The sequence below is a fragment of the Pseudoalteromonas sp. ASV78 genome (assembly GCF_047806705.1).
In the GTDB taxonomy this organism is placed as follows: domain Bacteria; phylum Pseudomonadota; class Gammaproteobacteria; order Enterobacterales; family Alteromonadaceae; genus Pseudoalteromonas; species Pseudoalteromonas prydzensis_A.
In genome coordinates this window covers 1,751,633-1,777,200 of record NZ_JBLOPA010000001.1, presented here as the reverse complement: position 1 = coordinate 1,777,200, position 25,568 = coordinate 1,751,633, and the positions used below count along the sequence as shown (strand labels likewise).

Here is a 25,568-nt window from a genome sequence, read left to right as displayed (position 1 = left end):
CATTGCTATGACCAACCTAGATATAAAGTGAGATGTAGATGGCGCGTATGATAAAAGCAGATAAAAATGGTTTCACCCTGATAGAGTTAATGATCACGGTAGCAATATTAGGCATCATTGCTTCAATCGCTTTGCCAAGCTATTTTGAGCATGTGAAACGGACAGCTCGTACAGAAGCCATTACAGCTTTACTTGATGCGGCTAATAGACAAGAACAGTTTTTTGTTGATAATCGTGTTTATACAAGTGATTTAGCGAACCTAAATGTAGTATCACCAACCGAGCATGGTTTTTACACGCTTGCAGTCATTGTTGATAATGATGCGGGTACATTTGAAATAACAGCCACGCCGGTCGCAGGTCCTGTTTTACAAGACGATGACTGTACTTCATTTACTATTGATGATGCTGGACTTAAAACCGCTAAAGGTAATGCTGATGCAAGTAAATGTTGGGGTAAATAGTTAATCAGAACTCAAACTAGTTAGTTTGACACTCATCTGTGTCTTTTAAAGTTGTTTTTCCTGTCGTACTGACTGAAATTGCAATACCAGCTAGTTCAGCTGATTTATATTCAGCGCAATACACAAACGTGCCATTATCAAATCCCCTTGGCGTACCGTCAGGTCGATATGTCACTGCGTCACGTGGGTAAGTAAGCATATCAGATTCATTGATTGCTTCTGTAACTAAAATGACAGTGTCATTATCACCAAATACACCTACTTCATCCTTATCAACAAAGACAGTAAGGCCTTGATGCCAATGACTGCTATCACAAACCGATGACGCTAAAGCACATACTGTAATCTGGCTATTTAAAGAAATGGCGTTATTACGAGCTAAGCTCAGTGTTCTTTTTATTAGGTGACTATAATTTTCTAGCCGAGTTTGGGCAAAAAATGGCTGCACATGAAAAAGAGCAAGGTTAGCTAAGATAGCGAGGATGCTCAATACCACCATTATTTCGATAAGTGTCGTACCAGAGTGCGGGTTAGATAGGGTTGTTTTTCTCATCCGTGAGAGCTCGTTGGTGGTATTTCTTTTAATGGTAGTTGAGCTAGGTGTAGTTGCAAGTTGTTAACTGGGATTTAGTCACAGGTATTTGTGGTATCTCCGTAGTATAAAGCCGTGCCAGAGACACTTACTTCCATTGCTTTATTGTTTTCATTATCTTTATTAGGGCAATAGGTAAATGTGCCCGGGTTTGTGGTGACACGGCCGCTGGCATCAAATATTAATGAATTATCACCGGTAAACGTAAATTGACTATTGTCGGGTATTTCTGACATTACCCTGAGTATTTTGTCATCATTATCTGGGTTGTAATCACCATTACCGTTACTATCATAAAATACGAAAACAATGCCGTCATTCCAATCATTTAGGCAAGCTGTTTCTTGCTTATTTTCAATTTTAGACGTTTCGCCACTGCACACCACGATGAGTGAATCGGTACTGGTTGCTTTGGCGCGCGCAAAGTTGATGTTTCGTTTTAATTCCAGTAAATAATTTTCAGCGCGATTATTTTCGAGCATGTCGCTGCTATTCCAAAAAGCAATAGCGGCTATAATCCCAACGATGGCAATGGTGACCATCAACTCAAGTAGTGTAAAGCCATGTTGCTGTTTTTTCATGTTCACCTCTAATACTGGATGGCACTGAGTAAACAGTGCACTTTGAGCAACTTACCCTGAGTGTAGTTGCTCCTATTGGAGCAATCATACCATTGCTGGCGATTAAATCACCGTAATTCAATTGCTTTGTTTGCTATGAAGTGCAGGATTGTCTAAAATCGACCCAATTGGCAATATAAGAGTAGCGACTAATAATGAAAAAAATTGAAGCAATAATTAAACCATTTAAACTTGATGATGTCCGTGAAGCATTGTCTGATGTAGGTATCACCGGGATGACCGTTAGTGAAGTGAAAGGTTTTGGCCGTCAAAAAGGCCATACCGAGCTTTATCGTGGTGCTGAATACATGGTTGATTTCTTACCGAAAGTGAAACTTGATATCGTGCTTGGTGATGATGATGTTGAACGTGCTATTGAAGTGATTGTTAAAACAGCACAAACCGGTAAAATTGGTGATGGTAAGATTTTTGTCACTGACGTTGAGCGTGTTGTACGTATTCGTACTGCAGAAGAGGACGAAGACGCGATTTAATTTAAAAGTCAGACATTAAAAAAGCGCTACTTATAAATCATAAGTAGCGCTTTTTTTTGTATTTGGAATTTACTTGCGTTTATTCTGCTCGCGGGTCAGCTTAGCGTGTTCACTTAATTCAGGTAAACCAAGCTTGTTGTAGCTTTTTTCCATCATTTCGAGTGCTTGATCTAAATAACTACTTTGCGAATAATGTTCAACAACGTATTTACCGCGATTTGCAGCTGCTAAATAAGCTTCACGCTCATAGTAATAATCAGCAACTTTTAATTCGTAACGGGCCATTTTATTGAGCAACCAAACTAACCGTCTTTTTGCTTCAGGGGCATAGCCACTGTCAGGGAAGCGATTAACTAAGGTTGATAAATCAGTAAAGGCAACACGGGTACGATTAGCATCGCGATCGGCGCGGTCAACGCCAAAGTATTCCTGAAAGGCGTTTTTATCGGCTTTAATATTTACCAAACCACGCATGTAGTACATATAGTCTAAATCTTTGTGATTTGGGTTTAAACGGATAAAGCGATCAATGGTTGCCAGTGCTTGCTCAGTATTACCTGCTTGGTAATGGGCATAAACTAAGTCCATTTGCACTTGTTTTGACATAGGGCCAAATGGATAGCGCGAATCAATCGCACTCAACAGCTCTATTGCTCGCGCATATAAGCCTGAATCAAGCGTTTGTTTAGCATCTTCATACAATGCCTGCGCTGACTTATTAGGAACGCGTTGGATATCTTCTTCATCAGGTGCTGACGAACATGCACCTAAACCAAGTAATGAAACTGTAAAAACAATGGCAAATGCACGTTTCCCTATTCTATTTATCATTTTATTTGTTACCTTCGATGTCTTCGGCTAGGCCAAGTGGGTAAAACCGAGTAAACTATGCTTATTATATAATGCTTTTATTAAAAGCGATTCTAACCCAGTCGAGCACAGCTTGCACTGGTAAATTGGGTAAAGTTACTAATGACAGAGCAAATTTCTCTTCAAGCCGATGTGCCAACTGAGTTAGGCGGTAAACGTCTAGACCAAGTATTAGCACAATTGTTCCCGGATTATTCGCGTTCACGTATAAAAACGTGGATTTTAGATGATAAAATCACCGTAGATGGTGAAATTTTCAACACCCCAAGAGAAAAACTCTTTGGTGGTGAGGTTGTAAATGTTGAAACAAGTATTGAAGCACCACGTGAATACTTAGCGCAAGATATCAAATTAAACATTGTTTATGAAGATGATGATATTTTAGTGATCAACAAACCAATGGGATTAGTTGTACACCCTGGTGCCGGTAATCCAGATGGCACAGTGCTCAATGCATTGTTGCATCACTATCCTGACATCATTAACGTGCCGCGCGCAGGTATTGTTCACCGTTTAGATAAAGATACTACTGGTTTAATGGTGGTAGCTAAAACGATTCAGGCACAAACACATTTAGTTAAAGCCTTGCAAAAACGCGAAAACTTCACCCGTGAATACGAAGCAATTTGTAATGGCACCATGACTGCCGGTGGTATGGTTGAAAAGCCGATTGGTCGTCATCCTACACAGCGTACGCATATGGCAGTGCATGAGCAGGGTAAACCCGCGATTACGCATTACCGTGTTGCTGAAAAATTTCGCTCACATACGCGATTACGCCTGCGTTTAGAAACAGGTCGTACGCACCAAATTCGTGTGCATATGGCATTTATCAATCATCCATTGATTGGTGATAAAGCATATGGCGGTCGTCCACGTCCACCAAAAGGTGCAACACCTGAATTATTCCAGATGTTACGTGAATTTAATCGTCAAGCATTACACGCTGTTAAGTTAAGTATTGCGCATCCTATCACCGGTGAAATGATGACCTGGCAAGCGCCTATTCCAGATGATATGGTCGCCATGACTCACGTACTGCGTGAAGATACTAAAGCTAACCCAAATATCGATTTTTAAGCTGCCTTAATAATGCTTTATCCTAATTGGACAGCGCCACCCAATGTAGGGGCTCTCAGTACAACTCGTCAGGGCGGTGTATCTGATGCGCCTTTTGCGAGTTTAAACTTAGGCCTACATGTGGGCGATGATCAGCACGCGGTATTAACGAATCGCGCGCTTTTAGCTGCTCAGCTTCCTCAAGCACCGGTGTGGCTTAACCAAGTCCATAGCAGTGAAGTTGTTGTTGTGGATGAGTATTTTGACCCACATGCTAATTATGATGCAGATTCACTCTATACCCGATTAAAAAATCAACCGCTGGCAATTATGACAGCAGATTGCTTGCCGATTTTGCTTACCAGTGAAAGTGGTGAAGAGGTGGCTGCTATTCATGGTGGCTGGCGCGGTTTGCATGCGGGTATTATCGCCAATACTTTGCGTCACTTTAGCTGCCCTCCAGCACAGATCAGAGCGTGGTTAGGTCCTGCCATAGGTGCTGCAAAGTTTGAGGTCGGCAGTGAAGTAAAAGCACTTTTCTGTGAGCAATCAGCAACTCATCACACTGCATTTGTGGCACAAGCGAATGGTAAATATTTAGCCGATATTTATCTGCTTGCAACCACAGAGCTTATTAACCTAGGCATAAGAAATATTAGTGGTGGTGAGTACTGTACAGTTAGCAATAGTGAACAATTCTTTTCATATCGTCGCGATGGTCAAACAGGACGGATGGCTTCTTTGATCTGGCGCAAATAAGTGTCTATTCAGTGAGTATATTTTCTCCTAAGCCTTGATCAAAGTGCCGAGCATACCCATTAATTAAGTAATTAGTTTTTTTAATAGGTAACCCCTTATGCGTTTAGATCGATTTACCAGTAAATTTCAATCTGCGCTCTCTGACGCTCAGTCATTAGCGCTTGGTCGTGATCATCAATTTATTGAACCGGTACATTTAATGTATTCACTCTTGCAGCAAAGTGGATCAAGTGTGCGTGCGTTATTGGCCCAAGCCAGTGTGAGTGCCGATGAACTTAATACCAAGTTATCGCAAGAGATAGAAAAGCTATTTAAAGTGGAAGGTGTTGGTGGCGACGTACAGTTGTCAAACAATATGGTTTCACTGATTAATTTATGTGATAAATACGCACAAAAACGTAAAGATAAATATATCTCCAGCGAACTGTTTGTATTAGCTGCCTGTGAAGATAAAGGCCCGCTAGGTGATATTTTCCGTGCGCTAAATATGACCAGCACAAAGATAGAAGCCGCTATCAAAGCCATTCGTGGTGGTCAAAAGGTGGATGACCCAAATGCGGAGGATACTCGTCAAGCGCTTAAAAAATTCACCATCGATTTAACGGAACGTGCAGAGCAAGGCAAACTTGATCCAGTTATCGGTCGGGATGACGAAATTCGCCGTACAATTCAAGTTCTGCAGCGACGCACCAAAAATAACCCAGTATTAATTGGCGAACCTGGTGTGGGTAAAACCGCGATTGCGGAAGGGCTCGCGCAGCGTATTATTAATGGTGAAGTGCCAGAAGGCTTGAAAAACAAACGTGTGTTATCGCTTGATTTAGGTGCCTTGGTAGCCGGTGCTAAATACCGTGGTGAGTTTGAAGAGCGGTTAAAATCGGTGCTTAATGAGCTGGCCAAAGAAGAAGGCCAAGTGATTTTATTTATTGATGAAATTCATACTATGGTTGGCGCTGGTAAGAGCGATGGTGCGATGGATGCGGGCAATATGCTCAAACCCGCATTAGCACGTGGTGAGCTGCATTGTGTCGGCGCAACCACCTTAGATGAGTACCGTAAATACATTGAAAAAGATGCCGCTTTAGAGCGTCGTTTCCAAAAAGTGCTGGTGGAAGAGCCGTCGGTTGAAGACACCATTGCTATTTTACGTGGCTTAAAAGAGCGTTATGAGCTACATCACAGTGTTGAAATTACCGATCCGGCAATTGTAGCAGCTGCGCACTTGTCACATCGTTATATTAGCGACCGGCAGCTGCCAGACAAAGCCATTGATCTAATTGATGAAGCGGGGTCGTCTATTCGCCTGCAAATTGATTCAAAGCCAGAGTCTTTAGATAAATTAGAGCGCCGTATTATTCAGCTAAAACTTGAAGATAATGCGCTAGCTAAAGAAAAAGACGACGCCAGTCAAAAGCGCCGCAGCGAAATGCAAGAGCTGATCACTGAACTTGAAGCACAATATCGTGAGCTTGATGAAGTATGGACTGCTGAAAAAGCATCTTTACAAGGCACGCAAGTGATCAAAGCGGAGCTTGAGCAAGCGCGCTTAGATTTAGATGTTGCCCGTCGCGCCACTGACTTACAGCGTATGTCAGAATTGCAATATGGTCGTATTCCTGATTTGGAGCGTAAACTTGATTTGGCCTCACAAGCCGAAATGCAAGAAATGAGTTTATTGAAAAACCAAGTCGGTGAAGACGAAATCGCCGAGATACTTTCTCGTTGGACCGGTATTCCGGTATCGCGGATGCTCCAAGGTGAGCGAGAAAAACTGCTGCAAATGGAAGAACAACTACATCATAAAGTCATTGGTCAAGACGAAGCTGTAGTGGCAGTGGCCAATGCGATCCGTCGCTCGCGCGCAGGACTTGCAGATCCTAACCGTCCAATTGGCTCGTTTTTATTTTTAGGCCCAACTGGGGTGGGTAAAACTGAGCTGACGAAAGCGCTCGCGGGCTATATGTTTGACACTGAAAGCGCGATGGTGCGCATTGATATGTCTGAGTTTATGGAGAAACACTCAGTTGCGCGCTTAGTCGGCGCACCGCCTGGCTATGTTGGCTACGAAGAAGGTGGCTATTTAACCGAAGCCGTACGTCGTCGTCCTTATTCAGTCATTTTACTTGATGAAATTGAAAAAGCGCACCCTGATGTGTTTAATATTCTACTGCAAGTATTGGATGATGGCCGCTTAACCGATGGCCAAGGTCGCACCGTTGATTTTAAAAATACGGTGATCATTATGACCTCAAATTTAGGCTCGGATATTATTCAAGAGCAAACAGGTAATAACGATTACGCAGCGTTAAAAGAAAAAGTGATGGGCGTTTTGGTTAATGAGTTTAGACCTGAATTTATTAACCGGATTGATGAAACCGTGGTATTTCATCCGCTTGCTAACGAACACATTAAAGAAATTGCTGATATTCAACTCAGCAAGCTACGTGAGCGTTTAACGGCAATGGGATACTTACTGCAAATAAGTGATGCAGCACTTGAGCGTATTGCTGCCAGCGGTTTTGATCCCGTTTATGGTGCGCGGCCACTCAAGCGTGCAATTCAGCACACGATTGAAAATCCGCTATCTCAGAAATTACTTGCTGGTGAATATCAAAGTGGTGACATGATAGTCATCGATGCTGATGAAAGTGGCTTAATATTTAGCTGTCGCTAATCAATTTATGCCTATAAAAAAACCGCTAGAGTGATAACTTAGCGGTTTTTTTTATGGAAAATAAAGTCGTTATACTTTAAAAGTAAACAGGATATCGTTTACTTTTCGCGAGCCTTCAACAAGCTGTGCTGCGCCACTAGCTACATTAAAACTCAATGTTAAGTTCTCGTCACTGTAACCTTTTATTTGCGTAATGTTGTCGCTAATATCAAGGCTGACCGTTTGTTGCTGCTCGGCAGCAGCAGATATTTGTGTGGCGAGTTGTGATATTTCACTGATCTGCGCGAAAATACTATCCAGTTCAATTTGCGTATGCCCGGTGGTATTAACGCACTCATCGGCTTGCGCTTTGGTGTTTTTCATCACTGTAGACCAGCTAAACAGGGTATCTTGAATTTCTTTTATTGAACTGTGAATTTGTGCCGTAGCACGTTGTGTACGAGATGATAACGCACGCACTTCATCGGCCACTACCGCAAAGCCTCTGCCATGTTCACCAGCACGCGCGGCTTCAATCGCCGCATTTAAAGCTAGCAAATTGGTTTGTTCAGCAATGCCTTCGATTTCAGTCATTACTTGGCCAATCTTATCCGCCTCGGTTGCAAGTGAGTTAGCGGTACTTGCAGCTTGCTCAACTTGCAGAGCAAGATCAGATACCATCGCGCTATTATCAGCAATATGCAGTTTTATGTCGGAACAACTTTGGTAAGTAAGATTTACTTTCTCAGCGGTATGATGAGTATTGCCAGATATTTCACCTATGGTTGCGCTCATCTGCGACATAGCAGTGGCTATTTGACTAAGGCGTTGTCCCTGTGCGGCAATGCCTTTTTCAGTGAGCGCTGATTGTTCATCTAAATTAGCGGCAATACCCGTAAAAGTACCTGTGGTGTCTTTTACTCGTCCTAATACGGTACGTAATTTAGCATTGAGCATCTGTATACTATATTCACTTGTGCTAAATGGATGATGGCCTACATAAATATAACGAGACACCGAGTCATGTCGTAACTTTTGTTGTTTTAATGCGCTTGGCGTTACAACCAATTCATCGTAATTTAATGCGATAACAACTAAGCAAAACAACGTTGCTATCAGTGCAACAGCAATAGATACAAATATGGCCAATAGTCCTAAACCAAGTAGAGCTATCAGTAGTGCCGCAGTTTGGCGTAGAGCCACCCATTCGCGCCAAGACGACAAGGATTTTCCTGTATTGATTTTAGCGTATAGCTGTTGTGCTTGGCGTTTTTGTTGTTCGCTGGGCTTTGTACGTACAGATTGATAACCAACCAGTTGGCCGTGTTCAAAAATAGGGGTGACAAATGCATCAACCCAATAATAACGGCCATCTTTACAACGGTTCTTCACCATGCCGCGCCAAGAGTGACCTTGCTTGAGTTTCTCCCACAATTCTTTAAATGCGGCTTTAGGCATGTCAGGGTGGCGAACAATATTATGATTTTTGCCAAGCAGCTCTTCTAAATTGTAACCTGCTATGGCGCAAAAATCCTTATTTGCATAGGTGATCACCCCACGCAAATCAGTTGTGGAGACAAGTTCCTGCTGCTGTGAAAAAGTAACTTCTTCATTTACTAATTGCTGACCCCGACGCATAGGTAGTCCTTAAACATACTTTATTATTAGCAGCAATTATAAAGTTCATACCAATGTAAAGATAGCTGCTTCAGTACTATTGGATACAAAACTATTGTTAATTAGCTTTTTTATGATCTAAAACAAATAAATGTGAAAATGTCTGTAGGCATTCTTGTAATAACTGAGTATATAAATAGATATCATCACTGTAGTGCCATGCATTGATAATTGCTAACTGCTGTCGTATACAATTAAATCGCATCACTGTTGTGCAATTAAAGCAATTGTATCTTAGCCCTTACAATGGCAAGATTAGTAAACATTGGGGTGTGGGCTAAGCTGCCCGCAGCTAGTGTGCTTTATAAATACACGGTGACCTTCATGGCAAATAGTGGTAATTACAGTTATGCCATTATTAAACCTTGAGTATTATCAATTTGCCCCCATTGACTTAGGATTAGGCCACGTGGCTCGAGGAAGCATTTTTGACAACACATGATTTAACTAAAGCGCTAACAGCGCTCGCCCCGGAACAGCATAAATACGCAATTAAAGGCATTCAACGTGGTATTGAAAGAGAAGCGTTGAGGATCCAACCCAATGGTACGATTTCGCAACAGGCTCATCCAAAAGGGGTGGGTTGTGCATTAACCAATGGGCATATCACCACGGATTTTTCAGAGTCATTATTAGAGTTTATTACGCCTGTTAGCGGATCTGCTGAAGAAACGTTAAATCAGCTACACGATTTGCAAAAGTTTACCTTATCGCAAATGGGTGATGAACTATTATGGCCTATCAGTATGCCGTGTTTTATTGAGCATCAAGATGACATCGCATTAGCCCAATTTGGCGATTCTAATATTGGCCGAATGAAAACCCTGTACCGTGAAGGCCTTAAAAATCGTTACGGTAGTATGATGCAAGCTATTGCGGGCGTACATTTTAATATTTCGTTTCCAACCTCATTTTGGCAAAGTCTGCAAACGATTAAAGGCGATACGGGTTCATTACAAGATTTTATTTCATCAGGCTATTTAGGCTTGATCCGTAACTTTAAGCGTGAACTGTGGCTGATCAGCTATTTATTTGGTGCCTCACCGGCATTATGTAATTCCTTTTTGCAAGGTCGCAGTACCGATCTTCCTTTTAAAAAGCTTGGTAAAGGCACACTTTATCTAGAAACTGGCACCGCATTACGCTTAGGTAATTTAGGCTACACCAATAGTGCGCAATCTTCATTAAAAGTAATGTACAACTCATTAGAAGAATACGTAGCTGGGTTAAAAGCGGCGATCAACTCACCGTCTGATATTTATGATCAGCTTGCCGATTATAAAGATGCTCAACCAAAGCAACTGAATAAGAATGTGCTGCAGATTGAAAATGAATTTTACTCGCCAATTCGCCCGAAACGTAATGCTAACAGTGGCGAAACGCCAACCGATGCATTACTACGTGGTGGTATTGAATACATAGAAATTCGGGCTCTTGATGTAAATCCATTTGCAGCCACAGGAATTGATATTGAGCAAATTCACTTTTTAGATGTGTTTTTGACTTATTGCTTATTAAAAGATTCACCAACAATGGATTGGGATTCGCAACAACGTAGTACTGCAAATTTAGATACCGTAGTCAGTGAAGGTCGAGCTGCCCAGGTAATGTTAAATCGTTCAGGCGAAGCATGTAGTTTAGCCACTTGGGGCACGGAAATTTTTACTCAGCTCCAGCATGTTGCTGCGTATATGGATGAAGCGTATGGGGTCAGTTACTACAGTGCAACCATCACGCGATTAAGCCAATGGGTCGCTGATCCTGAGTTAACGTACTCTGGACGTTACGTAAAGCAACTGAAAGAGTCGGGTGTTGATAATGGCCATTTTGCATTAGCACTTGCAAGAAATTACCAGCAAAGTCATGAAAATACACCGTATTATGTGTACTCAGATAGTTACTTAAAACAGCAGGCGGAGCAATCAATCGTTGCTGAGAAAGCGTTGAAAGCAGCTAATAACGTGACATTTAATGCTTTTTTAGATGCTTATTTTAACGCTAACTAAAAAGTAGCAAAAAAAAACGCAGCCCAAGTTGGCTGCGTAAAGATTCTTCAGGGATAAACAATGCTAAACTGCGCATTCATAAAATAGGACTTACGCTTTTATAAAAAGTTCAGCGAGAATCAAAAAAAAATGAAAAAAAGTTTAATTATTTTATCGCTGGGAGCTGCGTTAACAGGTTGCGCAACAGCCCCTCCAAAGCAACCTAATGATATATGTAAAATTTTTGAAGAGAAAAGCGATTGGTATTATGACGCAAAAGATGCCCAAGAAAAGTGGGGATCACCGAAACATGTACTAATGAGCATGATGTACCAAGAAAGTTCCTTTAGACATGATGCTGCACCGCCAATGGAATATTTTTTATGGATCATTCCCACTGGCAGAGCAAGTTCAGCCTATGGCTACTCACAAGCTAAAACTCCCACTTGGGCTGATTACATTCGTGAGACGGGCAATAGTGGGGCCAATCGAGATGATTTTGATGATGCAATCGACTTTATGGCTTGGTTTGTCTATAAAACCCATAAAGTAAATGGTGTGTCGAAGTGGGATGCTTATGCGCAATACCTTAATTATCATGAGGGTTGGGGCGGCTACAAACGTGGCACCTATAAAAAGAAACAATGGCTAATGGCGGTGGCAAATAAAGTTAAAAACCGCGCCAGTCGCTATGGTGCACAACTTAAAAAATGCGAAGCAGATCTCGATAAAAGTTGGCTAGAACGGTTGTTTAGTTAACTTTATCGTCAATACCTACATAAGAGCGCATAGCGGGCTTTTTAGTGTCGCTTTATTTAGCGCGCTAGAATGGTTAAGTATTTAAGTCGATTTATAATATGCACAAAAAAGCGGGGCTAGTTGGGGAAGTAGAGTAGCTTGTTGCTACTCTACTTAAAGACTTATACTTTGCGTTTATTTGCTTGGATACGTACCAGCTTGATCATGTTTTCTTTCACTTCAACCACTTCTATAGGGTAGCCTGCAATACGTAAACTTAAATTAGCATCTGGAATATCTTCTAAGTATTCGACAATCAAACCACTTAAAGTTTTTGGACCATCAAGGGGAAATTCCCAATCCATTTCTTTATTGAGATCACGCACGTTAGCACCGCCATCCACTAAGAATGAACCATCATCCTGTGACACGACTTCTTCGCTTGGTGTACGAGTTTGTGTGGTAGTAAAATCACCAACCACTTCTTCTAGGATATCTTCTAAGGTTACTAGGCCTTGTATGTCACCGTATTCATCAACCACCAAACCGATACGTTCTTTCGATTGTTGGAATTTGAACAGTTGTGTATTTAACGATGTGCCTTCAGGAATAAAATAAATCTCACGTACAGCACGTAGCAATGACGGCTTATCAAATTGTTCTTTCGTTAATAGGCGCAGCGCATCACGCGAATGAATAAAGCCAACCGCATCATCAATTTGGTCACGGTATAGCAGTACACGTGTATGTTGTGCGTGGGTAAGTTGTTTACTGATCAGCTTCCAGTCATCATTAATATCAATCGCCACGATTTCGTTACGCGGGATCATAATATCCTCAACAGTGACTTGCTCTAAATCTAAAATAGAGGTCAACATACTTTGGTGACGCGCGGGGAGCAGCGCACCAGATTCATTCAGCACCGTTTTTAATTCTTCTTTACTCATGCTGTGTTCCTCTATTTGTGCGGCACTAATACCAAATAACCGTAATATACCGTTGGTCATCCAGTTAACAATGACTACAAATGGAAAGAGAATTTTTAGTAACCCTTTGAGTATCACTGAACTTGGAAAGGCGACTCGCTCAGGGTAAAGGGCGGCTAAGGTTTTTGGCGTTACTTCAGCAAAAATTAATACCACTAGGGTTAATACACCCGTAGCAATGGCGATACCTAAATCACCATATAGGCGAATACCTATAATGGTCGCAACCTGCGCTGCGGCAATGTTTACTAAGTTATTACCGATTAGGATAAGGCCTATCAGTCTATCAGGACGGCTCAACAGTTTGTTGACACGCTTTGCTGCGCGATGGTTTTCTTTAGCAAGGTGACGTAAGCGGATTCTGTTAATTGACATAATGCCTGTTTCAGAACCAGAAAAATATGCAGAACAAAGTATGAGTATTCCAAGTATTATAAACAAAACACTTGTAGAGATGTCGTTCAAAGAAGGATCCTTTTTTATTTAACCAATGCGTATTAAGCGGGAGTGAGCTGTCTGAGTCAAGTTAAAACTTATTCAGGATCACTTCTTGCACAAAGCGGCTGCCAAAATAAGCCAACGTTAAAACAAAAGCCGCGGCCATAATGGCTAATACCACTGGTTTACCACGCCATCCTTGTTTTAAGTGACCTACAGTCACCGTTGTAAACATAGCCCACGCAATTAATGATAAAACGGTTTTATGAATAAATTCTGTTGCAAACATGCCGTCAAGGAAAACAAACCCAGATAACAGCGCCATCGTTAATAAAACGGTGCCTAACGTTAATAAATGATAAAGCTGACGCTCAACCACCATTAAAGGGGGGAGGTGGCTGTGCACTATAGCTAAGTCTTTGCGTTTTAAGCGTTTGTCGATAAAGTAAAATTGCACGCCGTACAAGGTCGCAATAATCAATACGCAGTAGGCAAGTAATGACAGTGAAATATGGGTCACTAACCCGATCTCAACATCAATACTTTGCAATAAAATATGATGTGGAATGAATAAACTGGCAATAGTAAGTAATGCCGCAAAGCCATACACCACCGGCAGGAGTAATGTAGCAGGAAACTTTAATGACACTGTGGTGACAGAGACCACAATCACCCAGCAGGTTAACAGTGATACATTAACAATACTTAAATCTTGGCCATCGACGCGAAACACCGAATTCACTAGTAACAACATGTGCGCTAAAATCGCCACGGTGCTGAGAATAATCGTCAACTTTTGGCTCGGACCTTGTTGATGAAATAACCGAGACAGCACGTGAGACGTCGCTAAGATATAAAATAAACTGGCAATAATAGTTAAACTAATAATCAGCATAGTGCTTGGGCCACTCAATTTGAGTCAAATATTCCTTGTTAGAGTAAGGGCATTGTATTTTATAGCAAGGCAAATGCATAGAGTTTGTAAAAAGAAACTCAAACAGCGCACTTGAACACTGTATTGTGCGCCACCATTTACGGTATACTGTTTTTAATTAAAATTTTAATAATACTGATTATATGAAATCAGCGCTATTAATAGTAAGTGCTAAACTTGCGGTAATAACGTTGTTTGGGAAATTGGTATATCACGTTTGATCGGAACCTTTACATGTTTGAGAACCTCCAAGAACGATTAGGTAAAACCTTAAAAAATATTAGCGGCCGTGGGCGCCTCACTGAAGACAATATAAAAGACACGCTGCGCGAAGTGCGTATGGCTTTTTTAGAAGCCGATGTTGCTTTACCCGTTGTTCGTGAGTTTGTTAAACAAGTTAAAGAGCGCGCAGTAGGTATTGAAGTAACTAAAAGCCTAAGCCCAGGCCAAGTGTTCATAAAAATCGTTCGCGAAGAACTAGAAAAAGCGATGGGTGAAGCAAACGAAGAGCTGAGCCTAAACGCGCAACCGCCAGCCGTGGTGATGATGGCGGGTCTACAAGGTGCGGGTAAAACCACCAGCGTGGCTAAACTTGCTAAATTCTTAAAAGAACGCAAAAAGAAATCAGTGTTAGTGGTCAGTGCCGACGTTTATCGCCCAGCGGCGATTAAACAGTTAGAAACGTTGGCCAATGAAGTAGGGGTTGAGTTTTTCCCAAGTGATATTTCGCAAAAACCTGTCGATATAGCAACAGCCGCAATTTCGCATGCGAAAAAGAAATTTATCGACGTTGTATTAGTTGATACCGCGGGTCGTTTACATGTTGATAATGACATGATGGACGAAATTAAGAACTTGCATCATGCAATCAACCCAATCGAAACCTTATTTGTAGTAGATGCAATGACAGGTCAAGATGCCGCTAATACCGCCAAAGCATTCGATGAAGCATTACCACTGACAGGTGTGATTTTAACCAAAACTGACGGTGATGCGCGCGGTGGTGCTGCACTGTCGATCCGTCATATCACTGGCAAACCAATTAAATTTATGGGTGTTGGCGAGCGTACTGATGCGCTAGAGCCTTTCCATCCAGATCGTATCGCGTCGCGCATACTTGGCATGGGTGATGTACTTTCATTGATCGAAGAAGTCGAAATGAAAGTCGATAAAGAGCAAGCTGCCAAAGTTGCTGAAAAAGTATTTAAAGGTGATGGCTTTACCCTAGATGATTTTGCTGATCAGCTAAAGCAAATGAAAAGCATGGGCGGCATGATGTCGATGCTTGATAAATTGCCGGGTATGGCAAACTTACCTGATGCAGTAAAAGGGCAAATGGGCGATAAAACTTTTATCCAAATGGAAGCGATCATCAGTTCAATGACCAAAAAAGAACGTGCGCGTCCAGAGATCATTAAAGGCTCGCGTAAAAAACGTATTGCAGCAGGTTCTGGTACGCAAGTACAAGAGATCAATAAATTGCTAAAACAGTTTACGCAAATGCAAAAGATGATGAAAAAAATGAAAGGCAAAGGCGGCATGATGAAAATGATGCGCGGTATGAAAGGTATGTTACCCCCTGGAATGATGGGTGGTGGCGGTCCTAAATTCTAAGCTTTTGATTAAAACTCGATGAAATCGTGATTTAGTTAACTAAAAAAGAGGCAAATAGCCTCTTTTTTTGTGGATAAATTATGCATTGAAAGCACTATATAGTCTGAATTAACGCGTAGATCAGTGTTTAATCAACTTAACACTGATTTCGAGTCACTTCTTACTTGCATTGTTGCTAAAAACTCGTACAATTCCCCAGCTCCCCATACTGGGGAGTAAATCTTATTAATGAAAACAGTCAATCTATTTAGAGGACGGTATGGTAACTATTCGTTTGCAACGTGGTGGCGCTAAAAAACGCCCTTTCTATCAAATTGTGGTTGCGGATAGCCGTTTCTCGCGTGACGGTCGCTTCATCGAGAAAGTAGGCTTTTTTAACCCAATTGCTAGTGGTCAAGAAGAAAAAGTACGTTTAGATTTATCTCGTGTAGAACACTGGGTAGGTCAGGGCGCATCTCTTTCAGATCGCGTAAGTAAGTTAGTAAAAGACGCTCGTAAAGCGGCTTAATAGGCGTAAGTGTAACCATGAGTCAAGAGAACACCTCATCAATAATTGTCGTAGGAAAGCTCGGTGCCCCATATGGTATAAAGGGCTGGCTTAAGGTACATTCATTTACTGATGATCCCCAAGGGATCTTCGATTTCAGCCCGTGGTTGATAGGGCAGCAAGGTAAATGGCAGACCTTAGAAGTGGTCGACTGGCGTCGCCACAACAAAGGCTTTATCGCTAAATTTGCGCAAGTAAACGACCGAGACGAAGCAATGGCTTATACCCATGCAGAAATCTCAATGGATGCAGCGCAATTACCAGAACTGCCGCAAGGCGAGTTCTATTGGCGAGATCTCATTGGCATGTCGGTTATAACTGATAAAGGTTATGACTTAGGCATCGTTGATGACCTGATGGAGACAGGCTCAAATGACGTATTAGTTGTGAAAGCAAATAATAAAGATGCATTTGGCCAAGCAGAGCGTTTAATTCCATTTTTAACTGATTCAGTTATCAAAGAAGTTAAACACGATGCGAGAGAAATTACCGTAGACTGGGATCCTGGCTTTTAATGAGTCAAACGAGTTCGTTGTGGGTAGGGGTTATCAGCCTTTTCCCGGACATGTTTGATGCCATTACAACGCAAGGTGTAACTGGTCGCGCAGTAAAAAATGGTTTAATCGATTTTAACTGCTGGAACCCACGTGATTATGCTACTGATAAGCATAGAACGGTGGATGATCGTCCTTACGGGGGCGGTCCAGGTATGTTAATGATGGTTGAGCCATTGAAACAAGCCATTCTTGACGCCAAACAGGCGGCAGGTGATGGTGCAAAAGTAATTTATATGTCCCCGCAAGGGCGCAAATTAGATCAGCAAGGGGCAAGCGAACTCGCCAGCTCTAAAAAACTGATTTTGATTGCCGGTCGCTATGAAGGTATAGACGAGAGAATAATAGAATCATACGTTGACGAAGAATGGTCAATTGGTGATTTTATTTTGAGTGGGGGTGAACTACCTGCCATGACATTAATTGACGCAGTAGCGCGATTAGTGCCAGGCGTGTTAGGACACAACCAATCAGCGGAGCAAGACTCATTTTCGGATGGCTTGCTAGATTGTCCTCACTATACACGGCCAGAAACATTGGACGACAAACAGGTGCCTGCTGTATTACTCAGTGGCAACCACCAAGAGATAGCAAAATGGCGGCAAATGCAGTCATTAGGCAGAACTTGGTTACGACGTCCTGACTTGTTGCATAACCTAGCTCTGACTGAGGAGCAAGCGGTATTACTCGCGAAATTTCAGCAAGAGTACCAAAAAGCTTGTGGCTAGAAGACAGTTACACCTAGGAAAGTGAGAAACATAATGGCAAAAGTAAACCAAAATATTATTAAAGCGCTTGAAGATGAGCAGCTTAAAACAGACGTACCTGCATTTGGCCCTGGTGATACAGTGGTTGTACAGGTAAAAGTAAAAGAAGGTGCTAAAGAGCGTCTACAGGCCTTTGAAGGTGTTGTAATCGCTAAGCGTAATCGTGGTCTTCACTCAGCATTCACAGTTCGTAAAATTTCGAACGGTGAAGGTGTTGAGCGTGTATTCCAAACGCACAGCCCTCTTATCGATAGCGTAGCAGTTAAGCGTCGCGGTGCAGTTCGCCGTGCGAAACTTTACTATCTACGTGAGCGTTCTGGTAAATCTGCACGTATTAGAGAAAAGCTTAACTAATACGCGCTGTTTAGCAACGCAAAAAAAACGGGTTGCAGCCTTCGGGTTGCAACCCGTTTTGGTTTTTATGATAAGAGAAGTTAGCGAGGTGAAAGAGTAAAGTTAAAAGATCGAGCTCTAGTGATCACCATAGCTTGATTAGAGCTCAGCGAAGCCCACAAGCAATATTCTAAAAAGTACTACACATATATCGAATTTAACTTCAGTCATCCTTAAAGGATATGGCTCAGTACTTAAAGCTTAAACCCTCATTCTTTTATTTATTTAGCCTTTTAACAACCAAGCGATCCTGTTAGTATTTATCGTATTGATTAGTTTACTTTTATGTAAATTTAAATGTACGAAATTGCAGTTTTTAAGGTGGTAGTCGCGTGGCGGATATAAAACAATTAGATAAGTTAAGAGCGGGGATCGATGAATGCGATGCCCAGTTGGTTGCACTGCTGGCTAGACGTAATAGTATTACCGAGCAGATCGGCGCAATCAAACAACAAACGGGGGCGCCACTGCATGCCCCTGATCGTGAAGCTACTTTATTAGCTGCCCGTCGCCAAGAAGCAATCAACCAAGGTGTTAACCCTGAACTAGTGGAAGATATCCTACGGCGAATGATGCGTGAAGCATATCAAAACCAACAGGCTAAACTTGCTTGTAGTGCACCGCAGCTATCACCTATTGTGATTGTGGGTGGCCAAGGTGCAATGGGCCAGCTGTTTGCTCAGCAGTTTATTCGCTCAGGTTATGAGGTCAGAATACTCGATAAAGAGCAGCAAAGTAACGCGCAAGAAATATTAACTGGCGCAAAACTGGTGATGATCAGTGTGCCTATTAATGCTTTAGAAGCCGTGGTAACAGCCTTACCAAAACTTGATGATGATTGTTTATTAGTTGATATTACTTCGGTTAAGCAAGCGCCATTAAAAGTATTAAAAGCCGTGCATAGCGGACCTGTGGTAGGTCTACATCCAATGTTTGGCCCTGATATCTCTCATTGGGTAAAGCAAACAGTGGTGGTGTGCGAAGGCCGTAATCATGAGATTGCCCAAGGTTTATTGTCGCAACTGCAAGTGTGGGGCTGTCAACTCGTTGAACTTGATGCGCAAAAGCACGACGAAGCGATGCAAATCATTCAGGTTATGCGCCATTTAACCACGTTTGTATATGGCCAATTTTTAGCAAAACAAAGCCATACCTTGGAAGAGCTGCGCAGTTGTTCGTCACCGATTTATCAACTAGAGTTGATGATGGTAGGGCGATTATTCGCACAATCACCAGAACTTTATTCTGACATCATGCTCGCACAATTTGACAATGTAGAGCCGTTGCTAGCGCAGTACCAAGATACCTTTGCCAGCACCTTGGCAAAATTAAAAGCAAGTGATAAGGCTGCTTTGATTGATTCGTTTGCTGATGCGAAAGCTTATTTTTCCGATTCTACGGCACACTTTTTAACCCAAAGCCGTAGTTTATTAAACAAAGCCAATGATGCCAAAGTACTTGATTAAAAATAAATTTTTAATCAAGGAAGGGCTCAATTTGAGCCCTTTTTATATTTTGTGTAATGCTTAACCTTCTACGCTTACAGCTTGTAGTGATTCACTTTGGTAGCAACCGAGTACACGTACATATTGGGTGTGTTCTTTAAGTTCTTCAAGCGCTTGCTTGACTTGGCTATCAACCAAATTAGCTTCTAAATCCACATAAAACACTTCTTCCCATGGGTTGCCAGGAACAGGGCGTGACTCTAATTTAACTAAATTGATATTATGATGTTTAAAAATCATCAGTGCATCAGCAAGCGAACCGGCTTGTTGCTTAGTGGCCATAATTAAACTGGTTTTAGTTGGGATTTGTTTTGATACATGTAACGGCTTACGCGCTACCACAATAAAGCGGCTGTGATTTTCACGCTGATTGGCAAGCCCTGATTTAATGACCTCTAGGCCCACGTTTTTACCCGCTTGTGCTGAGCCAATTGCGGCACTGTTAGCAGTCTCAAGGGCTGATTGTAATGCGCTTGATGTAGAATCACAGGTTTCGTGTTGAATATCGCCTAAGCCCTGTAAAAAGCGGCTACATTGTGCAAATGGTTGTGGGTGAGCAAAAATTTTACTGATCTGACTAAGCTCAGTATCAGGTGTAGCAAGTAAGCAGTGTTCAACACTGTGAGTTACTTCACCGACAATCGATACTTGCGCGTGTTGTAGTAAATCAAATACTTCATTAATACTACCAGAGCTGGTGTTTTCAATTGGTAATAAGCCAAAGTCAGCTTGGCCACTTTCAACTTTACCGGTGATCTGCTCAAAGCTTGAGCAACCCATTTCAACAAGTTTACCTGGGCGACGACTAAAATATTTATGGCAAGCAAGTTGGCTATAAGAACCCTGACCACCTAAATACGCCACGCGATGCGTTTCACTCATTACATCAGGGTTCAAGTTCTTTTGTAACATGGCTTGTTGATTAAGGACTGAATCTTCTAAGATGGTTTGAAAAACGTTATTCACATAATAGGCGTCTAGGCCGAGTGACTTACCGTAACCGATGAGCTTCTCTAATAAGGCCAGTTCACGGGCTTCGTCTCGTATAGGTTTATTATTAGCGATCTTATATTCTACGACACCGTGGCTAATTCGGCGACGCTTAGCCAGTAAAACCAGTAAGTCAGAATCGATTTCATTAATATCGTGTCTGAGTGAATTTAGTACATCATTTGTCATTTTTGGGTTCCTCATTCCAAAAAATTACCTTTTGGGTAATAAAAACAAAAAAGCCTCCCAGTTGGGAGGCTTTGCTATTCGGTTGATTTAATCTCGCAAACAGTTAAGCCTCTCCTATCTAAAGAAGCTAAAAAACGAAAAATGTAATTGCGAAAATTTTATATTCATAAGCTTAATGTATGGAGAGTAGGCTATAAAGTCAACACTCTAGCGGGTTTTATCTCCATGAAAGGATAGTTTATTTTCGATATTGGTTTTTTTCAGTAATATTAACGAAAAATTTATAAATCTAAATAGGGATCTGGTATATTTATTTAGGTGAATTTAAATAAAAATAATTATTAAAAATAAGGTTGTCCTGTGGTGTATAGACGCCCACCATCACGTTTTGGTGTAAATTCGTTAAGTATGAAACTCTCATTGTTAATTTCAGCGATCTGTTTAATTGCTGGGATTTGCGCTGCGGTGTTGATGCTCAAATCAGAAGAAAAGCAGCTGGTATTTGAAGAGCATGAAATGCTCAAGCATTCCAGTGAGCGTTTGATCCGCCAATTTAATAATTTAGTGAAAACAAAAATTAATATTGCTGAGCAGGCCAATAATGTCGTCTCTAGTCAGCTATTTTATAACTCATCGCAATTGATGAGTAATCAGAGTGCGCAGCTGAGTTTTGATCCTGACGGCAGTATTCGCAGTGCCTCTGAAGACGGTTTATCAGCGGCTTTTATGCCACAAGATAAATATTCACCTTTTTATAAAAAACTCATTAATGATTCTGAATCGCTATGGAAAATAGTCGCACCTACTTTGATCCAAGATTTCTTTAACTTTTATTTAATTACCAAAGATAATTTTATTCGCATTGCGCCTCCTAATTGGGCTTTGAATGTTGCGGGTTCCCATCAGTTTTTTGATAACCAAAGTTTTAATTATGCGCAAGAAGCACTCAATCCTTCCCGTTCAGCAGTGTGGTCTAAAGTTTATTACGATAAAATTTGGCATAAATGGTTGGTCAGTGTGCTTGTGCCGATTTATCTTGAAAATGAATTTTTAGGGGTTACAGGTAGTGATTTAGCGCTGGATTCACTGATTTCGCAATTGCCAATAGGCGATAATGAACAGCATTTATTCGTTTTTGATAGCCAAGGACAATTACTTGCTCATCCAAATTTGAGTAAAAATTTGTACGAAGTATACGGCCAAGCAAATAAACCACTGCGCAGCCATGATTTTATCAATGACGATCTACAACAGCTGATCAATCAAACTATCAAAATGCATTTACCAGAATACGCTGACTCCTTTGTGCAAGATGGTGAAACCCACATTATAAATATTCGCAAAGTTGCACATTTAGATTGGTATATTGGTATTTATAAAAAACGCTCATCGGCACTTTCTGCGCTTGAAGAGCTAAAAGTGAAGTTTTTTGGGCTGTTTATTTTATACGCTATTTTGGTGGCGCTGTTGTTACATCAAGCATTGTACCAACTGGTGCTACGTCGAATTCATTCGCTAGTACATGCCGTAACTAGCTTTGGCAAAGGGCACTTACAAATTGAGTTCCCAAAAGAAAATAAAGACGAAATTGGCACTTTAAATGGCTCTTTTCGCGATATGGCGATTGAAATTCGCAAGCTTATCGATGGTTTAAATCAGCGTATTACTGAAAAAGAAATTGCTGAAAAAGCCGCAAATCGATTATCAAAAGCGGTGGCTTTCTCTGGTACAGGGGTGGTGATAACCGATCAACATTTTGTGATTGAATACGTCAATCCAAAAATGTTAGAAATGACTGGGTTTGATGAAAACCATTTTATGCAGTCGCCATTATTAAGCATTATCGCCATCGAAATGGCGATATTAGTTGATGACATCGATATTGATTTACGTAGCCGAAATTATTGGCGCGGCGATACCTTGATCCAAGGTTTAGATAAAAAACCAATCTGGGTGTCGCTGAGTATCTCACCAATTCGCGAAGACGGTGGCAGCATTACCAGTTATGTTGCTTCCGCCCAAGATATTTCGTTTGTTAAAGAAAGCCAACGCAAGATGGAGCAATTAGCCTATTTTGATACCTTAACAGGGCTGGCTAATCGTACCTTCTTTAGAATGCAATTACGCAAATCCATGGCGCTTGCGGAGCGTGGTCATTATGCGTTTGCCTTATTTTATTTTGACTTGGACGAGTTTAAACGTATTAACGATACACTCGGTCATGACGCCGGCGATCAGTTATTGGTTGAAGTGGCGAATCGATTGAAAAAACGACTTCGCGCAGAAGATACCATTGCTCGTTTAGGTGGTGATGAATTTGCCGTGTTGCTCAGTGGGATTGAACGCCAAGAGCACGCAATGGAGGTGGCGAATACCATTCAACAAACTTTGAATGCGCCAATAATGCTTGGTAATAACGAGGTAATTATCAGTGCCAGTATTGGTATTACGATGGCACCATACGATAGCAAAGAAGAAGATCAGCTGCTAAAACATGCTGATTTAGCAATGTATGAGGCAAAAGCAAAAGGACGCAATACCTATCACTTTTATAGCCAAGAACTTAATGCCGCTGCGAATGAACGGTTGTTTATTGAAAATGAACTACGTGTCGCAATTAAAGCAAAGCAATTTGTTATTTACTATCAACCGCAAGTAGATAGCCGCACTCAGCATGTAGTGGGCTATGAAGCCTTGATCCGCTGGTTCCACCCAACCGAAGGGATGATCCCCCCTACCAAGTTTATTCCAATAGCTGAAGCGACCGGTTTAATTGTTGAATTAGGTGCTTGGGTACTGCAAGAGGCTTGTGAGTTTGCCGCTCGATTAGCCGTGCAAGGGCGAGAGAATAATATTTCTATTAACCTTTCAGCACGACAGTTCAAAGATGCCAAGTTAGTGCCGTTATTAGCATCGATCATTAAGAAAACCAAGGTGCCAGCCAAGCGCTTGCACCTTGAATTAACCGAAAGCATGCTAATGGGCAATGTAGAAGCGGCTATTTCGCAGTTGCATCAGCTCAAAGCACTTGGCGTATCAATCTCTATCGATGACTTTGGTACCGGTTATTCGTCATTAAGTTACTTAAAACGTTTCCCTGTTGATATTTTAAAAGTTGATCGCTCGTTTGTTAAAGACATACCTGATGATCAAAATGACATGGAGATCACTGCTGCAATTATAGCGATGGCACAAAAGCTAAAATTAAATGTGGTAGCGGAAGGCGTTGAGACTATAGAGCAAGTGGAGTTTTTACAAAACAATAACTGCTTTATCGTACAAGGCTATTATTATAGTGCGCCGATCGCAGAGAGCGAATTATCAAACTTGTTTGAAAAGCTCAATGATCGGGTTAAATCCTATTCATAATCTAGCTTTAGTGCGTATCTTATAGCAACAACAAAGGCACCCTTAGGTGCCTTTGTTGTGTCACTAACCAATCGCGGGGATCAAACCGGCCATTTGTAGCCCCTGAGCGCCGATAATAAGCACGCCACAAAGTGCGGCAACCGCTAAGCCAATATTGCCTCCGCGCACAGCATAGCCGTTTTTATCACTGCTGCCACGTTGCTTATAAACCATCGCGACGGGTAAAAATACAGCCAGTATCACTAAAGCGATAGCCGCATAACCTAAAGCCATAATAAAGCCTTGTGGGTAAAATAGCGCAAACCCTAATGGTGGAATAAAAGTGATCAGCGCAGTTTTGATCCTATCTTTATTGCCATCGCCTTTTTTAAACGCATCAGCAAAAAAATCAAACAAGCCTAAGCTGACACCTAGAAATGATGTCGCTAGCGCTAAATCTGCAAATAGGTTAACCGCCGTGGCGACCGCTGAGTTGTTTGCAATATTGGCAATGCTTGCTACAAAACCGGGTAAGCCGGTACTTGTCAGTAGCTCTGCTTGGCTCATCATACCTTGGCTAATTAATTGCCAAAAAATATAAATCACTAAGGGCAGGGCGGCACCGCTGATCATCACACGGCGTAAGGTTTTAATATCAAGGCCCACATACTTAACGATGGACGGAATTGAGCCATGAAAACCAAACGAGGTAAATACCACTGGAATAGCTGATAAAATAAGCCCTTGTTCAATCGGCATTTCGAGTAAATGTTGGCCGTGAACATACGGGGTTAGCATATAAAATAAACTCGCTAATACCACAATCTTGACGCTAAATAGCACCCGGTTTAGCTTATCGACCTTACTGGTGCCTAAAGTAACAACGGTGCCAATTACGATAGCTAAAATGAGCGAGCCGACTTGCGGAGCAATAGCGAGGTTAAAGCCAGTGTTTATTTTTTCTTGTAGCTGCGCACCACCGCCTGCAATATATGCCGCACAAAGCGCATAGAATAAAAACATCACTGAAAAGTTAGCCAGATATTGGCCACGCTTACCGAGCCATGATTTTGCTAATGTATTTAGCGTGGCATCGCGATCAGCATGTTGATGTAGTTCAAGCATTAATAACGCGGTATAAGTCATTAACGCCCATGTTGAAATAATTAACGCTAATGCGGTTGTAAAACCCAGCCCAGCAGATGCGATTGGTAGTGCTAGCATCCCTGCGCCGATAGTAGTACCTGCAACAATTAACATGCTGCCGATTGTTTTATTTTTAAGCACTTTTTGCCCCTAAAACTTCGTGAGAGGCAGGCAAGATATAACTAGTTGGCACAAACTTAAATAGTTTTGTTATAAATCAAAGAAAATAAATGTAACTTATGATTT

The 25,568-nt window shown here is 41.6% G+C and carries 22 protein-coding genes; 14 read left to right on the top strand and 8 right to left on the bottom strand.

The features are described from left to right. Positions 1-38 precede the first annotated feature (38 nt). Positions 39-464 carry a type IV pilin protein gene (locus ACMVDV_RS08165; RefSeq protein WP_304185672.1) on the top strand — a complete coding sequence of 142 codons (426 nt, stop codon included), beginning with the start codon at positions 39-41 and terminating at the stop codon, positions 462-464. A gap of 16 nt (positions 465-480) precedes the next feature. Here ACMVDV_RS08165 and ACMVDV_RS08160 read toward each other — a convergent pair whose 3' ends face one another. Both ACMVDV_RS08160 and ACMVDV_RS08155 read right to left on the bottom strand, forming a co-directional pair. Next, positions 481-1,017, bottom strand: coding sequence for a GspH/FimT family pseudopilin (locus ACMVDV_RS08160; protein WP_416157779.1), 537 nt, complete (start codon positions 1,015-1,017; stop codon positions 481-483). Positions 1,018-1,091: 74 nt separating this feature from the next. Then, on the bottom strand, positions 1,092-1,637 hold the full coding sequence (locus ACMVDV_RS08155; RefSeq protein WP_416157778.1) for a GspH/FimT family pseudopilin: 546 nt from the start codon (positions 1,635-1,637) through the stop codon (positions 1,092-1,094). 194 nt (positions 1,638-1,831) lie between these two features. Here ACMVDV_RS08155 and ACMVDV_RS08150 point away from each other — a divergent pair, with 194 nt between their 5' ends. Further along, complete coding sequence (locus tag ACMVDV_RS08150) at positions 1,832-2,170, top strand: P-II family nitrogen regulator (RefSeq protein WP_192540404.1); 339 nt, start codon at positions 1,832-1,834, stop codon at positions 2,168-2,170. A gap of 69 nt (positions 2,171-2,239) precedes the next feature. Here the strand turns inward: ACMVDV_RS08150 and ACMVDV_RS08145 are convergent, their stop codons facing one another. After that, a complete protein-coding gene (locus ACMVDV_RS08145; protein ID WP_192540402.1) occupies positions 2,240-3,001 on the bottom strand; it encodes an outer membrane protein assembly factor BamD in 762 nt (253 codons plus the stop codon). A gap of 141 nt (positions 3,002-3,142) precedes the next feature. Between ACMVDV_RS08145 and rluD the strand changes: the two genes are divergently transcribed. The 3 genes from rluD (at position 3,143) to clpB (ending at position 7,532) form a co-directional block, all read left to right on the top strand. Beyond that, positions 3,143-4,120, top strand: coding sequence for a 23S rRNA pseudouridine(1911/1915/1917) synthase RluD (gene rluD, locus ACMVDV_RS08140; RefSeq protein WP_416157777.1), 978 nt, complete (start codon positions 3,143-3,145; stop codon positions 4,118-4,120). A gap of 12 nt (positions 4,121-4,132) precedes the next feature. Then, entirely contained in the window at positions 4,133-4,858 is a 726-nt protein-coding gene (gene pgeF / locus ACMVDV_RS08135; RefSeq protein ID WP_416157776.1) for a peptidoglycan editing factor PgeF, read from the top strand. Between the two features lie 97 nt (positions 4,859-4,955). After that, entirely contained in the window at positions 4,956-7,532 is a 2,577-nt protein-coding gene (gene clpB, locus ACMVDV_RS08130; RefSeq protein WP_304185662.1) for an ATP-dependent chaperone ClpB, read from the top strand. A gap of 69 nt (positions 7,533-7,601) precedes the next feature. Here the strand turns inward: clpB and ACMVDV_RS08125 are convergent, their stop codons facing one another. Then, on the bottom strand, positions 7,602-9,149 hold the full coding sequence (locus tag ACMVDV_RS08125) for a methyl-accepting chemotaxis protein (protein ID WP_416157775.1): 1,548 nt from the start codon (positions 9,147-9,149) through the stop codon (positions 7,602-7,604). A gap of 467 nt (positions 9,150-9,616) precedes the next feature. On the opposite strand from ACMVDV_RS08125, the gene gshA reads away from it, so the two are divergent. Together gshA and ACMVDV_RS08115 are read left to right on the top strand one after the other, a co-directional pair. After that, positions 9,617-11,194, top strand: coding sequence for a glutamate--cysteine ligase (gene gshA, locus ACMVDV_RS08120; RefSeq protein ID WP_416157774.1), 1,578 nt, complete (start codon positions 9,617-9,619; stop codon positions 11,192-11,194). A gap of 129 nt (positions 11,195-11,323) precedes the next feature. Continuing rightward, entirely contained in the window at positions 11,324-11,932 is a 609-nt protein-coding gene (locus tag ACMVDV_RS08115) for a hypothetical protein (RefSeq protein WP_416157773.1), read from the top strand. A 161-nt stretch (positions 11,933-12,093) separates the two neighbouring features. On the opposite strand, the gene ACMVDV_RS08110 is transcribed toward ACMVDV_RS08115, so the two are convergent. Beyond that, a complete protein-coding gene (locus ACMVDV_RS08110; RefSeq protein ID WP_416157772.1) occupies positions 12,094-13,362 on the bottom strand; it encodes an HlyC/CorC family transporter in 1,269 nt (422 codons plus the stop codon). Between the two features lie 61 nt (positions 13,363-13,423). Beyond that, positions 13,424-14,230, bottom strand: coding sequence for a cytochrome C assembly family protein (locus ACMVDV_RS08105; protein ID WP_416157771.1), 807 nt, complete (start codon positions 14,228-14,230; stop codon positions 13,424-13,426). A 273-nt stretch (positions 14,231-14,503) separates the two neighbouring features. On the opposite strand from ACMVDV_RS08105, the gene ffh reads away from it, so the two are divergent. The 6 genes from ffh to tyrA all read left to right on the top strand — a co-directional run bounded on the left by ffh (position 14,504) and on the right by tyrA (position 19,610). Next, positions 14,504-15,883, top strand: coding sequence for a signal recognition particle protein (ffh, locus tag ACMVDV_RS08100; protein ID WP_416157770.1), 1,380 nt, complete (start codon positions 14,504-14,506; stop codon positions 15,881-15,883). A gap of 259 nt (positions 15,884-16,142) precedes the next feature. Next, complete coding sequence (gene rpsP, locus ACMVDV_RS08095) at positions 16,143-16,391, top strand: 30S ribosomal protein S16 (RefSeq protein ID WP_016708927.1); 249 nt, start codon at positions 16,143-16,145, stop codon at positions 16,389-16,391. A 17-nt stretch (positions 16,392-16,408) separates the two neighbouring features. Beyond that, positions 16,409-16,945 (top strand): ribosome maturation factor RimM, encoded by a 537-nt coding sequence (rimM, locus tag ACMVDV_RS08090; RefSeq protein ID WP_416157769.1) that lies wholly within the window; start codon positions 16,409-16,411, stop codon positions 16,943-16,945. Next, the gene (gene trmD / locus ACMVDV_RS08085) at positions 16,945-17,712 is read left to right on the top strand and encodes a tRNA (guanosine(37)-N1)-methyltransferase TrmD (protein ID WP_335678613.1); all 768 of its coding nucleotides are present in this window, start codon (positions 16,945-16,947) and stop codon (positions 17,710-17,712) included. The genes rimM and trmD overlap by 1 nt, the downstream gene beginning before the upstream one ends. A gap of 33 nt (positions 17,713-17,745) precedes the next feature. Then, entirely contained in the window at positions 17,746-18,105 is a 360-nt protein-coding gene (gene rplS, locus ACMVDV_RS08080) for a 50S ribosomal protein L19 (RefSeq protein ID WP_002962189.1), read from the top strand. Positions 18,106-18,476: 371 nt separating this feature from the next. Next, a complete protein-coding gene (gene tyrA, locus ACMVDV_RS08075; protein WP_304180385.1) occupies positions 18,477-19,610 on the top strand; it encodes a bifunctional chorismate mutase/prephenate dehydrogenase in 1,134 nt (377 codons plus the stop codon). A gap of 60 nt (positions 19,611-19,670) precedes the next feature. Here the strand turns inward: tyrA and ACMVDV_RS08070 are convergent, their stop codons facing one another. Then, positions 19,671-20,828, bottom strand: coding sequence for a chorismate mutase (locus ACMVDV_RS08070; protein ID WP_304180383.1), 1,158 nt, complete (start codon positions 20,826-20,828; stop codon positions 19,671-19,673). Between the two features lie 360 nt (positions 20,829-21,188). Here ACMVDV_RS08070 and ACMVDV_RS08065 point away from each other — a divergent pair, with 360 nt between their 5' ends. Continuing rightward, a complete protein-coding gene (locus tag ACMVDV_RS08065; protein WP_416157768.1) occupies positions 21,189-24,197 on the top strand; it encodes an EAL domain-containing protein in 3,009 nt (1,002 codons plus the stop codon). Positions 24,198-24,260: 63 nt separating this feature from the next. On the opposite strand, the gene ACMVDV_RS08060 is transcribed toward ACMVDV_RS08065, so the two are convergent. After that, complete coding sequence (locus ACMVDV_RS08060; RefSeq protein WP_416157767.1) at positions 24,261-25,463, bottom strand: aromatic amino acid transport family protein; 1,203 nt, start codon at positions 25,461-25,463, stop codon at positions 24,261-24,263. Positions 25,464-25,568 lie beyond the last annotated feature (105 nt).

Coding starts and splice junctions, on each gene's coding strand:
- ACMVDV_RS08155 (WP_416157778.1), bottom strand. CDS start 1,637: ATGAAAAAACAGCAACATGGCTTTACACTACTTGAGTTGATGGTCACC.
- pgeF (WP_416157776.1), top strand. CDS start 4,133: ATGCTTTATCCTAATTGGACAGCGCCACCCAATGTAGGGGCTCTCAGT.
- rpsP (WP_016708927.1), top strand. CDS start 16,143: ATGGTAACTATTCGTTTGCAACGTGGTGGCGCTAAAAAACGCCCTTTC.
- rluD (WP_416157777.1), top strand. CDS start 3,143: ATGACAGAGCAAATTTCTCTTCAAGCCGATGTGCCAACTGAGTTAGGC.
- ACMVDV_RS08165 (WP_304185672.1), top strand. CDS start 39: ATGGCGCGTATGATAAAAGCAGATAAAAATGGTTTCACCCTGATAGAG.
- rplS (WP_002962189.1), top strand. CDS start 17,746: ATGGCAAAAGTAAACCAAAATATTATTAAAGCGCTTGAAGATGAGCAG.
- ACMVDV_RS08125 (WP_416157775.1), bottom strand. CDS start 9,149: ATGCGTCGGGGTCAGCAATTAGTAAATGAAGAAGTTACTTTTTCACAG.
- rimM (WP_416157769.1), top strand. CDS start 16,409: ATGAGTCAAGAGAACACCTCATCAATAATTGTCGTAGGAAAGCTCGGT.
- clpB (WP_304185662.1), top strand. CDS start 4,956: ATGCGTTTAGATCGATTTACCAGTAAATTTCAATCTGCGCTCTCTGAC.
- ACMVDV_RS08145 (WP_192540402.1), bottom strand. CDS start 3,001: ATGATAAATAGAATAGGGAAACGTGCATTTGCCATTGTTTTTACAGTT.
- ACMVDV_RS08150 (WP_192540404.1), top strand. CDS start 1,832: ATGAAAAAAATTGAAGCAATAATTAAACCATTTAAACTTGATGATGTC.
- ACMVDV_RS08070 (WP_304180383.1), bottom strand. CDS start 20,828: ATGACAAATGATGTACTAAATTCACTCAGACACGATATTAATGAAATC.
- ACMVDV_RS08105 (WP_416157771.1), bottom strand. CDS start 14,230: ATGCTGATTATTAGTTTAACTATTATTGCCAGTTTATTTTATATCTTA.
- ACMVDV_RS08160 (WP_416157779.1), bottom strand. CDS start 1,017: ATGAGAAAAACAACCCTATCTAACCCGCACTCTGGTACGACACTTATC.
- trmD (WP_335678613.1), top strand. CDS start 16,945: ATGAGTCAAACGAGTTCGTTGTGGGTAGGGGTTATCAGCCTTTTCCCG.
- ACMVDV_RS08115 (WP_416157773.1), top strand. CDS start 11,324: ATGAAAAAAAGTTTAATTATTTTATCGCTGGGAGCTGCGTTAACAGGT.
- ffh (WP_416157770.1), top strand. CDS start 14,504: ATGTTTGAGAACCTCCAAGAACGATTAGGTAAAACCTTAAAAAATATT.